Here is a 16,159-nt window from a genome sequence, read left to right as displayed (position 1 = left end):
GATGCCTATCAAGAAGGGAATAGTAACATTTGCTTTTCTGGCAGCGGCGTCAGGTGCAGCAGCACAGGCGCCCGCTACAGATACCGCAAAGAAGGATACCGCAAAGGTAATTGCCATCATTGCCACATTACCAAAAGATAACAGGCAGATCAAACCCTACAAAGAAGTGATCAGTGCCGGCTATGACACCAAACGGGGATTATTCACCGTTCATCAATACAAAGACTCCATCTATTTTGAAATTCCTGATTCCATTCTGCGCCGGGATATTATGACCGTGAACCGGCTGGAAAATGCACCCGCAGGCTCCGCAATGTTTGCAGGCGAAGAACTGAAAGAAAGAGTTATACAATTTGAAAAAAATGAGGATTCCACCATTACCATCAGATTTAATCTCCTGGTCAACAGGGCCGATGTTAAAGACGATATCTATAAAGCAGTAGAACGTTCCAACTATAACCCTGTCGCCTATACCTTTCCCATCAGGGCCATTTCTGCTGATTCCACTTCCTATGTAATAGATGCCACCGCTTTTCTGACAGGAAACACTTTCATCAATGAGATAGGTGAAAGCCAGTTGTCAAAAGAAGCCACTTATTCCTCCGTGAAAAATGCCAAAGTAAAGTCGATTCTTGTTTATCCTATAAACGTAGAGATAAGCACTTCTAAAGACCTGACTGCAGCAAAAGGCACACCACCGGAGCCTGTTAGTATAATGACGCATATCTCCTTTGTTGCACTACCCAGAATACCGATGCAACAAAGACTGTTCGACCCGCGTGTTGGATACTTCACAGAGGACTTCAACCAATTTGCAGACAGTCAGCAAAAAGTCGAAAAAAGACAGGTGGTAACCCGGTGGAGACTGGAACCCCGCTCCAAAGATATAGCCAGGTGGAAAAGAGGCGAACTGGTAGAACCTGAGCAACCTATCGTTATTTATATTGACCCTGCCACTCCCAGACAGTGGCGTAAATACCTGATACTGGGTATTAACGACTGGCAGAAAGCCTTTGAGCAGGCCGGCTTTAAAAACGCCATCATTGGTAAAGAATGGCCGGAAAACGACCCCAACATGCAACTGGGCGATGTACGTTATTCCGTACTGCATTACTTCCCTTCTGAAACAGCCAACGCATATGGCCCTCACGTAAATGATCCCCGCAGCGGAGAGATCATACAAACGAGAATAGGCTGGTACCATAACGTGATGTCGCTGGTGCACGACTGGTACCAGGTACAGGCAGGTGCCACCGATCCTGCCGCACGTAAGGCCAAATTCAGCGAAGAGCTGATGGGGCAGCTGATACGATTTGTTTCCAGTCATGAAGTAGGCCATACCCTCGGGCTGCGTCACAACTTTGGCAGCAGCTCCCGTACACCGGTAGATAGCCTGAGAAGCCTTGCCTACCTGAAGCAACACGGACACACCGCCAGCATTATGGACTACGCCCGCTTCAACTATGTAGCGCAGCCGGAAGATAATATCCCGCAGGAATACCTCTTTCCCCGGATAGGCGAATACGATAAATGGGCGATAGAATGGGGCTACAAAGCCTCCTTTGCAAAAGATGTGGACGAAGATACCAGGATTGTACGTAAATGGATCAGCGACCGCTTTGCAAAAAATCCAAGGCTCTGGTTCGGTGATGGAGAAACCCAGAAAATAGATGCCCGTAACCAGACAGAAGACCTGGGCGATAATGCCGTGAAAGCAAGCACATATGGTATTAAAAACCTGCAACGCATTGTACCGCACTTACCTGAATGGACCTACGAAGAAGGAGGTGTACAGGAAAATCTTGCGGAGATGTATCTGAATGTAAAAAGACAGTATGTACGCTACCTGGATCACGTATTACTCAACATTGCAGGCATACATAAAACCTTACGTCCCGATGGCGATACCATGAAAGTATTTGAAATGGTACCGGCAGCCTTGCAGTTAGAAGCAGTGGAATTCTTCAACCAGCAACTTTTCACCACACCGCTCTGGCTGAAAAATCCGGTTGTAACCGCAAAGGTGGAAACGCCTGTCAGCCCCAACAATCCTGATTTCGTTGAAGATCTGCAGGTACGCGCAATAAACAGCTTACTGGATGTATCCAGGATGAATATTATTTCAGCAAATATGAACCGGTTTGGAGAAAATGCGCTACAGCTCAATGATTATATCACAGCCGTTCACAAGGGCATCTGGAAAGGATTGAAAGAGAAAAAAGTAGTGATAGACAGTTATTCCAGGACTTTGCAGAAAGCTTACTTTGCTAATCTGATGGGTATAGTACTTGCTAAAACGCCTGAAATGTCAGAAACGGACGCCTCCTCCATTATGAAAGCTGATATGTATTTACTGGAACAGGAAATTAAAACAGCTATTCCAAATACTTCAGATGCCATGAGCAGAATGCACCTGGAAGATCTCCAGAACAGGATTACCCAATTACAGAACAACAAAAACACCATGTAATTCCCTATGAAAGCTAAGGGCCGTTTTGCGAAAGCAAAGCGGCCTTTTTTATAACTGGATCATTGAACTTTTCCCGCTGCAGCAATAGGGTTTTCCTTCAGGTAAATCCGGTACAGCTCAAAAAATGCCGGCGCATCCAGCAGCTCAATGGAAGAATCCAGCGCCTGAAGCTCCTTCATCACCTTCACATACCAGGAAGGATCTTTCAGAATATTCCGGAACCAATGGAATGGAACCGCCCCTTCCCGCTGCCGCACCCGTTGCAGGATATGCTTTGCCGCTTCCCGGGGATCATCTTCATTCACATCATCACCCGCTCTTAATACCGGCATATTGTTATGCAGTAGAGTGAGCGGAGATTTCTGTGGTATAATGCCATTCGGACTAAATGTCTCATAAGCATTGATTCCTTTGGTGTTAAGTCCCGGTGCATGCCCGTCGATAATAAATCCTGTAATGGACAATCCCCAACGCTGATAATACGGCTTATTATGCGCCGCCCAGGCTTGTACCCCATCCGGAAGTCCTGATAACGGTCGTGGCGCCTGCAGCATACCAGGCATCAGGTAGCCGGCACCGTTATCGGCGGCCGCAAAATAATCATTGGCGGTAGCTGTTTCCCTGCGATAGTCCAGGGCCATGGGTATCCGCTCGGCCAAGACAGGGCTGATACACCACATCAAGGGGACTTTACCTCTCCCGGGGCTATCCCATATGGTAGGCGTAGTTTGTGATACCCAGGACGAGGCGTCATAATCGCCCACATAAAAAATGATAAAATTCCGTTTGTTTACATTTACTTTTCCCTCAGCAGTCAGGTAGCCCCGTGCCCGGAGACTGTCGGCCGTTATCCAGGGCTGCGGGTACTTTTTCTTTAGTGGGAAATGCTGCCAGAACGAAGCATTCGCCAACGCTCCATAGTTGATGGCGTCTGCATCCTTAAAGGCATTGTAAGCGCTGATAACTTTTGAATATTCCCATTCGGTGGCCACATCTTCGTGACTGCCTTTGGCATGCTGTGTATACTTATAGGCCCATGGAGGAAACCCTCCGAGATACGCATATTTCTTCCCTTTATTTTGTTTGTAGGCGATCAACAGGATCTCTTTCATTGTCTCCAGATCGGTACCTGCTTTTTGCTGTGGATCATCTGTGGCCTGTTCATCGCTCCAGGGGCTTAAATCAAAGAAGAATCCCTTCCGGCTCACAAAGAAATCATGATTACTCAGCGTATGATGATTCCTGGCAGCTATGCCCGGATGAGTCATCCATGCCTGGTCGATATAATAGGCGCCATATGCCGTATTACATCTCCCTTTGGCTAAATAATTCGTAATAAACCATCTGTACGCATCGTTCTTGACAGAGCCTGTGGAAGGCCGCTGTGTGCCAGGCACGGTCCCCCGGCCGGTAAACAGGGAAGTTCCGTTCTTATTCACCAGCCAGACCCTTACCGGTAAGCGGGGGCCGTTTATAACTACCTGTGAATAAAGACTGCCCGGAGAAGTATCGTAGCGGATGGCGACCAGGTCCTCCAATCCGGCTATGGAAGAAGCAATATTGCTGGTAGCCGCTACTGCCGGATCATACACAACAGCACCCCTGATGTTTTTTTGATAGGCAGCTATCACCGAGACTATATCCGGATACAACACGGTATCTCTTCCTGATAACCATTTGTCGCGCTGCCGGTATTTATTCCACCAGTATCTGTCTATATTAATACCTTCATTTTCTACCAGGAAAATATACAATTGCGGATACTTCCGGTTAACAATTCCCTGTAATGTGGCCATGGCATGCGTATGGTCCCAGGCAATCTTTATACTGTCCTTGTATCGGAGATCAAAATGAACCGTGTAGTTCATGTCCAGCATCCCAATCCGTGGTTGTTTCGTTTGCGCATTAACGTGGAATATACTTGTCAGCAAGGTGGCTGCTATGACGGCCTTTCTTATCATGATCATTGATTAACTTAAGATGATTTGTCGTGGTAAGATATTTGCGGTGTTCAGGTCTAATGCTTTACCATGAGAATCTGTGTTAAAAGTAATTCATGCCGGGTTGTTTTTTTTATTTTATTGATAACTGCTTTTGAAGCTTGTCGTCCATCTGGCAATCATACAACAGGAAACGAAGATTGTGGAACCCAAAGAACCATTAGCGGACTTGGCATTTATCTCAATAACTTTACTGTCGATGGAACAAAAGGAATCCGGGTCAAACTGTCGGATTCCCGGGACGGACGTGGGAAATGGGAGGAGATAAAGTTTACAGATATATCAAATAAGACATTGAGAAACCAGCGATATTGCTTTTGGGAAAAAGAGATCGGACTAAGCGACACTGTTTATTTAAGGCTACCGGACGGTAAAATACATGCTATTCATAATTTTAAATACCAGCTGCGCCCTCACGCATCCATGGGATCGGTAACCTACAGCTGCGACTTTTATGAACTTTACGTTGATAATGAAATACAAACAGGAGGTGTAGCATCTATTACAAGCGAGAAATAACCCAATCCTTTGACTATGCCTGGCAAAAATAACCAGCGGGTTTATTGGCTGTGCTTGCCGGATATTGGCAAATGCCTGTTTGCATTACTAATCCATTTACGATTTTCATCCCAGGCGCCATCACAATCCGATTGAAGATAACGTATTACTGCTGCCTTCTTTAAATCTACAATGACACAGCTATAGTTTTCATGGTATACACTATCCTTTTCAGACCGGTAAACATAGCCCATGATAATATGATCCATAGCGAGATAGGAACCATCAGGAGAAACCTTTAGTACAGGCGATGAAACATTGTTATCATCATAACCTTTAATCTTTCTTAAAGTCCGGCCTAACTTAATTCTGGGTTGGCGATATAAATTTGCGCCCTGCACCTTTTCTAAAAAAACGAGCAGATATCCTTTTTTCAGTGTAACAGATAAAGCGGGATGTCCTGCGGGTCCGGTTTGTGCAAAAACGATGCAGTTCAGCAACATCAGGCATATGAATATCCGGAGTTTCAGTATTGTAGCTGGGGTTAATAAACTGTTCCAAGGTTTCATTAAAATTATTTTTGTCCGGGATAACAGGTGCACAATATCCACGGGAATCCGTTTCAAGCAAATTTCTGAATACTTAAATGTAGAAGACATAGTAAAGATAGACAAATACTGATCATAGAAGAAATAGAATAATCCCCCCACGCCTACCTCCATTCATACTTTATCTTTTTTTCCATTCAATAGCTAAAAGAAATTTTTTATCTTGGTTCATATTTTATCCCGTATAAAGCGCACATGATAACTGTAATAAATGTCTTTTTATTACAAACCCGTATTAATAATTACTCATGAAAAAAAGAACAATAGTTTTAGCAGGATTCATCATATTAAAATTCTTATTACAATATATACTGATAAGCCCTGAATACGATTTACAACGGGATGAGTATTTACATCTTGATCAGGCACACCACCTGGCATGGGGCTACTTATCGGTGCCTCCCGTGACTTCCTGGATTTCCTTTCTGATCATGCTGCTGGGAAATTCAATCTTCTGGATTAAGTTCTTTCCTGCGCTATTCGGAGCCTTGACGATCCTGATAGTATGGAAGGCAATTGAAGAACTAGGCGGAGATCTGTTCGCGTTAATTACAGGAGCAACCTGTGTACTATTTTCAGCCATATTGGCTTTAAATATCTTCTACCAGCCTAATTCATTAGATGTTCTGAGCTGGACGGCCTTTTACTACTGCACCATAAAGTATATCAATTCCGAAAGGCAGAAATGGCTGTTCCTTGCCGCCATTGTTTTCGCCATTGGATTCCTGAATAAATACAACATAATATTCCTGCTCCTCGGGTTTCTTCCGGCACTGGTACTATCACCTCAACGAAAAGTATTTACCCGTCAGGGACTCTATCTGGCAGCTTTACTTGCATTAGTACTTATTCTTCCCAATCTGCTATGGCAATACAACAACGATTTTCCGGTTGTTCGTCACATGAAAGAGTTAGCGCGCTACCAATTAGTGAATGTGAACAGGGCAGACTTTTTAAAATCCCAGTTGCTTTTCTTTTTTGGTGCAGCAGTTGTGATTTTATCTGGATTAGGTGCCTTGGTATTATACAAACCGTTTCAAAAATACAGACTCTTCTTCTGGACATTCATCTTCACCTTGTCTATCTTCATCTACTTTAAGGCAAAAGATTATTATGCCATGGGAGTATATCCGGTGTATATGGCTTTTGGTGCTGTTTTTCTTTCAAGGGCATTGTCGGGTGACTGGAAAAGATATTTACGCCCTTTGGTAATTATAATCCCCCTGCTTGCCTTCTTTCCAATGTACAAGGTTGCTTTTCCAAATAATGGTCCCGAATATATCCTGAAACACCAGCAGCAATATAAAAGATTGGGACGTCTTCGCTGGGAAGATGGTAAAGACCATGCCTTACCGCAGGACTTTGCAGACATGCTTGGATGGCAGGAACTCGCTCACAAAGTGGATAGTATTTATGCGCAGCTACCCACCCGGAGCAAGACCATGGTACTTTGTGATAATTATGGACAGGCAGGCGCCATAAATTATTATTCTAAAAAAGGGATACAGGCCGTTTCATTCAATGCCGATTATATCAACTGGTTTGTACTGGACCAGCGGTATGAAAACCTGATCAGAGTAAAAAACTATTCTGACAAGGATGACGAATTGCAACAAACAGGTGCTTATTTCCGTACCGGCGTGGCAGCTGATGCGATCACCAATCCGAATGCACGGGAATACGGAACAACAATTTTCCTTTTTACGGGCGCCAACATCGACATAAGGCAGCGAATAAAAGATGAAATTGTAGAAGAGAAAAAATATTAGGTGCATTTTTTAAATATTGATCTCAATGAAAACTCCGAAAAATCCTTTTTCATAAACTGGAGCAGACCTTTTAACGTATCTGATTTATTACGCTGAAAAGCATCAAGGATTTAAAGGCGAGGGGTATTGCCCGCGAGGTAATTTTTCAAATTATCTGTCTCTTACGCTTAAAATAAATCCCCGGCCATACACAGAATCGATACGTACAAACCGGGATGCCTCCAGGCGCTTGCGCAACCTGAAAATAAAAACGTCCATACTACGTCCACTAAAAGGGTGACTGTTTTTTTGAAAATGACCCAATATCTCCCTGCGGGTTACCAACCTGTTTTCGTTGCTAAGCAAAAAATTCAGTAGTACGGATTCACTGGCGCTCACCCGCATTTCAACACGCGACCCTACATAAAGCATCATTGATACGCTATTGAGCCGCACATCACCACACTGGATAACATTTCTGTCAAATAAAAATCTGGTAGACAAACGCCTGATAATGTTGTACGACCGAAGTATAAGTTCATCGACGTCTATCGGCTTTGAAATACAATCCGTGGCGCCAATTTTTAATCCACGTATGCGATCTCCTTTACTTCCGCATTGAGTAAACAAAACAAAACAGGTATCACAGCCCATATCCTTTATTTTCTCCGCAAGCTCAAACCCATCCATACCAGGTAATGAAGCCTCTATCAGCAGGAGATTATAATGCCCTGGATTTTTATCCATCAGTTCGTATGCTTCTCTTCCATCTGCTACAACATCGACCTGGAAATCATTTATCTCAAAACATTGTCTGATCAAATTTCCCAGATCTACATCATCTTCAACCAGGAGAATTTTTGCTTCCATCAGTTATAATTTATTGAGCAAACGAGATACTCTTTGCATTTAAGAATGCTCTTGTGCATTGTCACAACTCAAATCATCATTTTAAGCTACCAGTGGTGCTGTTGACGATAACAAAACCAATGCTCCTGCCCGGGAGGCTGCCGGAGCATTGGAACCTTTCCTGTTTAATGGTTAACGGTAAATTTCCAACCTTCAGAAATCTGCGGTCTTACCAGCCTGGGTTTTGCACCAGTGCAGGATTAATTAAGATCTGCTGATAGGGAATAGGGAATAAATAGTCGCGGTCCGTAAATGTCCTTGTTTCGATGACCGTACTTTTATAGAAATCAGGGCCGTTTCCATTTAAATTCATACCGTATACCGGCCCGTTCCCCATGGTTTTAGCAATTTTCCAGCGGCGGACATCAAAATACCGTACGCTTTCAAAGGCCAGTTCCACCCTTCTCTCCGCCCGGATGGCCTGCCGTACGGCAGCCTGACCGGAAGGCACCGGAATGGATACACCATCATAGCCGGGTATGCCTGCCCGGCTGCGTACCAGGTTCAGATATTTTAATATATCAGCGGCCCCCGGGCTGGATTCATTGAGGGCTTCGGCATAGTCGAGAAAGATCTGCGCCAGCCTCAGGTATACTACGCCGCGACTATTGTCGTTGCCGGCCACATCTTTCCGTACCACATACCCGGTAGGCGACACGTCAGAAGTACTTTGATCCCTGCCGGAGTTCCCGCTCTTTTCCATATTGGAAATAATGGTAACGCCGCCTGTCTGGTAAAGCCAATAACTGTTGTTGTAGGTGATGCCTACGTAGAAACGGGGCTCCCTGTTCGTCCACGGGTTATAAGTACTCCGGGCAGTCACATCAAACGGGGCTTGAAAACTGGAAAAACCGCCAGCGGTATACCCGGCGGCAGGGTCGGTGATGGGTAATCCGTTTTTTGTAAAATAGGCATCCACCATCGCCTGCGTAGCGCCATGGGCGCCTGCTCCATGCTCATCTGCCGACAGGCCCGCGTGAAACGGTGTTCTGTCATAGCGCATATAACTATTAGAGTTGGGACGGCCGTAAATCCATTCCTTGTTCCATTCATTTGTCATCACATTTCTGCACGACAGGTACGCAGCTGTAAAGGGATCATCGTCCTGCTCCCGGTACAGGTCATAGTATTTGGGGACATAGGTGTCCAGGAATTCTTTTGCCGCATCCGCTGCCTTTTTCCATTTACCGGGATCATAACTGGTACTTGCCAGCAAGGTGCCGTCGCTGTTTTTGAAGTTGGCGTAGTCGGCGTTGCCATTCCAGAGGGGACTTGCCGCCAGCATCAGTGCCTGGATCTTATAGGCCTTACACACGCCGCTGGTGATCCTGCCATACTCCTTTCCTCCCGGAATGTCGCTTCCCAGGTCTGCCGCCGCCTGATCCAGCTGCGTGGTGATAAAATCGATACAATTATCAAATGGAGAGCGGGACAGCTTCAACTGATCTGCCGGGGTATTAACGTCAATAGGGTTTTCGCCCAGCAGCACTACCGGGCCGTAGGTACGTACCAGGAAGAAATAGAACATGGCCCGAAGCGCCCTCGCTTCGGCCTTATATTGTTTCTTTAATGCGTCGTTGACTTCAGCAGAATTGGCCTTGTCTATATTCTGGATGAGGTAAGAAGCATTGCGTATGGCTTTGTAATAGTTGGTCCAATAGGTACTTACCTCGTTATCGGTTCTTGTCCATACGTCCATGTTCATCACATTGGTATAGTTGAAAGACCAGTTATACTTTGACTCATCACTGGCCCCCGTCCAGGGACCGGAGTTCTCATTACCTGTAAACCGCTGTTCCAGCTCATTGGGCAAAGAAAAATATACATTGGCCAGGAAATTATCGGTGCTCTGTTTCGACTTGAATATATCGTCTATGGTCATTAAATTATCGGGCGCCAGATCCAGGTACTTTTTACAGGAAGAAAAAGTTAATGCCAGGAGCGTGGTCAGTATGATGAATGTCTTTTTCATTTACATGTCAGTTTTATCTGTTAATCGGGTAGCAGGCTGATTTTATACTTGTGGCAAATACGGCTAAAAGTTTGCCTGGAGACCTATATTGACAGATCTTGTTAAAGGGTAGTTTGTACCATTGCTGGTGTTGAGTTCCGGATCCCATAACTTGAACTTGCTCCAATAGAATAGGTTTAAGCCTTGTACATATAACCGGGCATTTTTTAATCCCATTCTTTTAAGGGTACCTTTAGGAAAGTTGTAGCCAAAATCTGCTGTCTTAAGGCGCAGGAAGCCGATATCCTTTACCCACCAGGTGGAAGTGGCCGAGTTATTTTTATTATCGGCATTGCCGTATGCCAGTCGTGGATAGAAGGCATTGGGGTTGGGATTGTCTGGTGTCCACCTGTCTTCAGCGATAGCAAAGAGGTTACTCCTTTCGGGTCCGGTGCTGTTGTTGAAAGGTATGATACCATCTCCGCCCAGCAGCCGGTCTGCTCCTGCTACTCCCTGGAAGAATACCCCGATATAGAAGCCTTTCCAGGTAATATTACCGCCAAAGCCAAAAATGGTAGTGGGTACATCTCCATTGCCGATACGGGTCATATCATTGGCGTCGATGATACCATCTCCATTCATATCCTTATACTTTATATCTCCCGGATGCACCTTGCCCAGGTTCCTGGTCTGATCTGCATGTTTGTCAATATCTGCCTGGTCTGTAAAAAGTCCTTCTGCCACATACCCGAAAGTGGCGTTGTAATTGGTACCCCGACGCTCCATATAGGGGAATGGCTGGGCGGGCTGGTCATTTTCAATCACTTTATCGCGGTTGTAGCTGAAGGTACCACGCAGATCCAACGTCATATCCCGGGCAATCTTAACCGGCAATAATTCGAGGGTGGCCTCAATACCTTTGTTGTCGATGACGCCCAGGTTTGCCCATGGATTGCTGTTAAGGCCTACAAAAGAAGATAGCGACTGTCTTTGCAGAAAGATCTTTGAGCGTCTTTCCTTAAATACGTCCACCGTTAAGGAAAGCTTCTCTCCCAGGGTTTTAAACTCCATTCCCAGATCCTGTTTGTGAGAGGTAGCCCAGGTAACGTCGGTGCCGTAATCTGTGATAACAACGCCATCTCTGCCAATGACCGATCCGGATTTACCGAAATCCAGTCCAACATCATTTCCGCCCGGATTGGTGGCTACCAGTGTCAGGTAACCAAATCTTCTCCCTCCGTTACCACCATCACCGACTTTACCGTCAGAATAACGGAGTTTGAAGAATTGGAAAACGGGTTTTATAGGTTCAAAGAATTGTTCATTAGACAATACCCAGCCTACACCAAAAGAAGGGAAGAAGCCAAATTTTCTGCTGGGGGCAAAGTTTTCAGAGCCATTGTAGCCAAAATTCACTTCAGCAAAATACTTGTTATCATATGCGTAGGTGCCTCTTCCGGCGAGTCCCATGCTACGGTAAGGTATAGAGCCTGGAACATCGCCTGCAAATGCCTGCACCTGTTCCCGCTGGTTGAAAAGCAGCATGGCACTCACGTTATTTTTTTTACCGAAGCTATGTTCATAGTTTAAAGCAGACTCGATATAAAGTTGTCTCACAGAATTATTTGCCCTGCCATAACCCAGCGCATCACTTCCGTTGGAAATGAGGTTCAGGTTAATACTGCCGTCTGCCTTATAGGGACGGGCTTTATTGATCAGCCATCCGCTTCTTTGCCGGGTGCGGTCTATTTCATGCACATTGCTGACATCAAAAGAGAACAGTCCATAGGCCGACAGTCCGGGAACGAGAGCTCCCAGATCCTGTGTTAATTTCGCATTGGAAAAAACCTGGTTGGTGAATATATTCTTGAATCCTGTCTGGGTGATCTGCGCATAGGGATTAGGTTGTGCGCCCTGAGAATTCACGCTCGGCACCAGGTTGCCCGGATACATCACCGGATACAGTACCGGATTGGTTTGCATCACATTCCTGAAAACATCTTCCGGAGACACACCTGCCGTATTGTTATTGGAAATATATCCTTGTATCCCAAGATCAAATTTGGTGGTCTTCGTCCAGTTCATATTGATGTTGGAAGTAAAATTATATCGCTTGTAACGGGGAGATGAATTATAGGTTTGCAGACGATCGGTTTTCACCAGGCTTTGCTCATCGAAATAAGCCAGACCGATATAGTAAGTGGCATTGTCACTTCCGCCTCTGGAACTGAAATTGGCACGTCTGTTCTGGCTGGTATTGTTAAATATAGCGTCCATCCAATCTACATCAGGATATAAATTCGGGTCTTCTTTCCGGATCGTGGAGTTGATCGTGTTATTGGAATACTCCGGCGTGAGTCCTGAATTTCGTTCTGCCTCATTGCGCAGCATCATATACATTACGCCATCGGTAAGCTCCGGTCTTTTGGTGAAAGAAGAGATGCCCTGGTTATAGTTAAACATCAGTACCGGCTTTCCTGCTATTCCTTTCTTTGTGTTGATGATGATCACTCCATTTGCTCCGGCCACACCATAGACGGCTGTAGCAGAGGCATCTTTTAGTATGGTAAAGGAGGAAATGTCTTCGGGATCAAAGCTGTTGATATCCCTGTTCTGCACACCGTCCACCACCAGTAATGGGCTGGCACTATTGCCTGAACGGTTAAAAGTAGAAATACCCCGTATCCACAGGTCGGCGCTGTTAGATCCTGGCAGGCCTGAGCGCTGTACGCCTACCAGACCGGATATCCTTCCCGCAAGAGAGGCGCTCAGGTTGGCCACGGGTTGTTTGAGCTGTTCAATATTAACGGTCGACTGCGCACCTACCAGGCTGATTTTTTTCTGTTGTCCGAAACCTACCACCACCACTTCATTCAGACTGGAATGGGATGCTTTTAAGATGATGTCAAAATCTATGGTCTTATAGATAACAAAAGTATAAGGCTCATATCCTATCAGGCGGGCAAGAAGGCTATCCCCTCTTCTGGCGTTGATTGCAAAAGATCCTTTTGCGTTGGTAGCGGCGCCATTTTTTGTGGTCAGGTTTACCACCGATACACCGGGAATGGCGGCTCCGAGTTCATCATGAATATTTCCGGTGATCTGGATGTGATCTGGTTGCTGCGCAAAAGCATCAGTTGTTTTTAGCATTCCGCCCAGGCATGGGCCTGCCAGCAACACAAGCAATCTTAGTTTTCTAAGCATTGTTGATGTAGTTAGTAGATTAAAAATTTAAAGCTTACTGTTATTTTGGTTGGATAAGCGTATTAATGCGGCCTGCTGATCACTCTCCACTCAGCCAGTTGAAACAGGCCACTGGTACCTCCTTTGAGTGATGTGATGGCGAGGCGGTAAAATTTGTATTTGTTGGCATTGGTGAATTCGTACCTGACCGTTTTTTTCCGGCTATCGAAAAGCTGGCCTTTCCTGTCGTCCAGCACCGTCCATTTGGTAGAATCATTGGAAGCAACTATCTGCCAGTCTTTGGGATCCCTTCCATCTGCATCATCAGCGGAAGTAAGTGTGTAGGCGTCCAGACGCTGGGCTATATCATAATCCAGTTCTATAAAAAAGTTAGGAGCAAATGAGAAAATAAGGAATTTGGTATCTATGTTACCATCTATTACTTTACTGGAACCTTCTTTTGCATTAGGACCACCAGAATTCTCAATATTTACAGTTAGCCCGATGGCAAGCTGCGTCAGGTCTTTTTCCTCCTCCGGATCTGGTGGCAACAGGTCGTAGTGACGCGCTGTTTTTTTGGTACATCCCATCAGTGCGGCACCTATTAAAACCAGGATGATCAATAAACAGTGTTTGGTTGATTGGTAGCATTTCATACGTACTTTTTTTTCTTTGATTATAGTAGATAAGGATTTTGGTAACTACAGGCATAGCGCTTCCCTGACCATCTACCGGGTTTTATTTAAAACCAGTAGATGGTAAATGGTATAAGTCAGCATCTCAGGTTAACAGTACTCACACATGAAAAATCGATTTAGCAACTCAGGCATAGTAATGTCTTCTTTCCATTTATCAGGAAAGGAGAACATGTTTTTAACCAGAAAATTAACTGAGCAGCAGATAACCGGACGCTGGAATGGTATAGTCAGGCATGTCAGGACAACTCATCGTGGCCCTATGCAATAACAACAAAGTATTATAACTTTAAGAAAATAGCTTTCATCAGATAAGAATTGTTTTCATTCGATAAACGCCAGAAGTATCATCGAAATATTCAAATAATATTAACGAACTATAATAAAATTATAAAATCCGGTTTAGAGTTTTTGTTAACAGAATACAACAAATTTTAAATGGAATCTTATCCCCTTACAATACATGAGGTTAGAGAAAATAGAATAGCAGCAGATATCTTGAATACGACCGGATTGGAACGGATCTGCTATTATGAAAAGAGCAATTATTAAACAGGTATGTTCAGCAGATCATCAACAACCTGTTTTGTCCGGGCTTTTCCTTTGGGGCACGGTGAAGACAAGGAGGAACCTGGCTTTCAGGATGGTCAACCGCCAACCGCCACAGATTACCAAGACCTAAGTTTACCGGATGCGCGTTAGTGTTAGCCTGATAATGCAGATCGAAGAAATTATCAGTCAGGAATGATTCGAAACCTTCATCTGCGCCATCATACAGCTTTCTGAGTTCTTTTCGTATTTCCGGAATCAATACTTTCTGCCGGCCTTGTGAATTTGGTAATATTTCACTGGCCTCACCATAATAAGTGCATAAAAAAGTATCTGTTGGTATGGGAGAACGATCAACATGAAAAGAATAAACATCGGTTGGAAAAAAGGGGTACGTATCATCCCGATCATAATGACTGATCACATTAAGCACTGGCGATGCGCCGTGAGCTGTCAATAGCTTAAAGTCATTTAATAGTATTTCACGTGCAAGTTGTCCTTGTTCACTCAACTGAAGCGCACACAGTTCTTCCTGTTCAATGACTGTTATATTTCCGCTTAACGCCACCTTTTCAACAATCTCAGAAAAATCACCCGTGAGTGTACGAGACCAACAGGCCGCATTTATATTCCCACTGAATTGCGTAGAAACAAGTTCCTGAAAAGTCGTAACACTGCGAATCTGATTCTCCGCATGAGATAAATCTATCATAATAATTAATATCAAATCTTTTGACAACGAAGTACGGAAATATGGCAAGTCTCCGCCGGATCGCGTTTATCAAAGGTAGCCAATGATAATTATTATGGCCCATCTTTCTATACTTCATCCTCTTCCTGCGGTATATATCGCAGGGAATTCATCGCGTCTGCATTCCGATAAATGTACTTCTGGTCAATGGTGTAACGATTGGGCTGCATCAGATCCAGCAGCAGCTTTTCCTGTGCCTGAAATTCGTCCTGTAAAATAGGCAGTGAAATATTCTGTGCATCAAAAGAAACTCCCAGTCCATTAGAAGCAATTATCTGGAAAATCATACCTATTGTTCTACTACCTGCCCGGGAATCGTAAATGGTGTGTTCCCCGGTGCCTATGTAATCATATACTGTACTGAACGCCCCAATCAAATTAGAGATACAATACTCCGGAAGATGGTCATCTCTCAACTCATCATATGTTTCCTGAATAATATTCTTCGGATCTTCGATTTCACCCTCTTCATTTATCTCAAACGGATATACCTCTCCAAATACTTTTTCAAATAGTTCCTGGTTGATTTTTTTTGCTGCTACTGCATCCCAGCAAAAGTTCCAGATTGGCCGCAGCAGCTCCACATACGCTTCATAGCCTTCCTGGTTTTTCTCCAGGATATCATATATGTAGGTGATGTTCCACATATGCCAGAATAACATATTTTCATCCAGGATTTTCGGAACCCCGTTTGCTATCGTCTGCTCATATTCCGCGTTTGTAATCTTCATATTTTAATAGCCGTTGCTGATAACGAAAATACAAAATCCCCCTTCACCATTAAACATAATGAGCTG

At 44.5% G+C, this 16,159-nt stretch carries 11 protein-coding genes; 3 read left to right on the top strand and 8 right to left on the bottom strand.

Translation table 11 applies throughout. The annotated features are described in order from the left end of the window. Position 1: 1 nt before the first annotated feature. Positions 2–2,470 (top strand): zinc-dependent metalloprotease, encoded by a 2,469-nt coding sequence (locus tag BMW79_RS17095; protein WP_089896686.1) that lies wholly within the window; start codon positions 2–4, stop codon positions 2,468–2,470. A 59-nt stretch (positions 2,471–2,529) separates the two neighbouring features. Here BMW79_RS17095 and BMW79_RS17090 read toward each other — a convergent pair whose 3' ends face one another. Beyond that, on the bottom strand, positions 2,530–4,431 hold the full coding sequence (locus tag BMW79_RS17090; protein WP_089896927.1) for a GxGYxYP domain-containing protein: 1,902 nt from the start codon (positions 4,429–4,431) through the stop codon (positions 2,530–2,532). 69 nt (positions 4,432–4,500) lie between these two features. Between BMW79_RS17090 and BMW79_RS17085 the strand changes: the two genes are divergently transcribed. Continuing rightward, positions 4,501–4,989, top strand: a complete 489-nt coding sequence (locus BMW79_RS17085) for a hypothetical protein (RefSeq protein WP_143059191.1) — start codon at positions 4,501–4,503, stop codon at positions 4,987–4,989. 41 nt (positions 4,990–5,030) lie between these two features. Here BMW79_RS17085 and BMW79_RS17080 read toward each other — a convergent pair whose 3' ends face one another. Next, positions 5,031–5,537, bottom strand: coding sequence for a hypothetical protein (locus tag BMW79_RS17080; RefSeq protein ID WP_143059190.1), 507 nt, complete (start codon positions 5,535–5,537; stop codon positions 5,031–5,033). A 287-nt stretch (positions 5,538–5,824) separates the two neighbouring features. Between BMW79_RS17080 and BMW79_RS17075 the strand changes: the two genes are divergently transcribed. After that, positions 5,825–7,345: a glycosyltransferase family 39 protein gene (locus tag BMW79_RS17075; protein ID WP_089896683.1), complete on the top strand. Its 1,521-nt coding sequence runs from the start codon at positions 5,825–5,827 to the stop codon at positions 7,343–7,345. A gap of 150 nt (positions 7,346–7,495) precedes the next feature. On the opposite strand, the gene BMW79_RS17070 is transcribed toward BMW79_RS17075, so the two are convergent. From BMW79_RS17070 to BMW79_RS17045, 6 genes are all read right to left on the bottom strand, one after another. After that, positions 7,496–8,194 (bottom strand): response regulator transcription factor, encoded by a 699-nt coding sequence (locus BMW79_RS17070; RefSeq protein WP_089896682.1) that lies wholly within the window; start codon positions 8,192–8,194, stop codon positions 7,496–7,498. Between the two features lie 208 nt (positions 8,195–8,402). After that, the gene (locus tag BMW79_RS17065; protein WP_089896681.1) at positions 8,403–10,205 is read right to left on the bottom strand and encodes a RagB/SusD family nutrient uptake outer membrane protein; all 1,803 of its coding nucleotides are present in this window, start codon (positions 10,203–10,205) and stop codon (positions 8,403–8,405) included. Between the two features lie 63 nt (positions 10,206–10,268). After that, entirely contained in the window at positions 10,269–13,388 is a 3,120-nt protein-coding gene (locus BMW79_RS17060; RefSeq protein WP_089896680.1) for a SusC/RagA family TonB-linked outer membrane protein, read from the bottom strand. 62 nt (positions 13,389–13,450) lie between these two features. Beyond that, positions 13,451–14,023: a discoidin domain-containing protein gene (locus tag BMW79_RS17055; protein WP_089896679.1), complete on the bottom strand. Its 573-nt coding sequence runs from the start codon at positions 14,021–14,023 to the stop codon at positions 13,451–13,453. Between the two features lie 601 nt (positions 14,024–14,624). Further along, positions 14,625–15,323: a DUF1826 domain-containing protein gene (locus BMW79_RS17050; protein ID WP_089896678.1), complete on the bottom strand. Its 699-nt coding sequence runs from the start codon at positions 15,321–15,323 to the stop codon at positions 14,625–14,627. 107 nt (positions 15,324–15,430) lie between these two features. Next, entirely contained in the window at positions 15,431–16,093 is a 663-nt protein-coding gene (locus BMW79_RS17045; protein WP_089896677.1) for a hypothetical protein, read from the bottom strand. Positions 16,094–16,159: the final 66 nt, after the last annotated feature.

The organism is Chitinophaga arvensicola (assembly GCF_900110835.1).
In the GTDB taxonomy this organism is placed as follows: Bacteria; Bacteroidota; Bacteroidia; order Chitinophagales; family Chitinophagaceae; genus Chitinophaga; species Chitinophaga arvensicola.
This window is presented reverse-complemented; position numbering and strand designations above follow the sequence as displayed.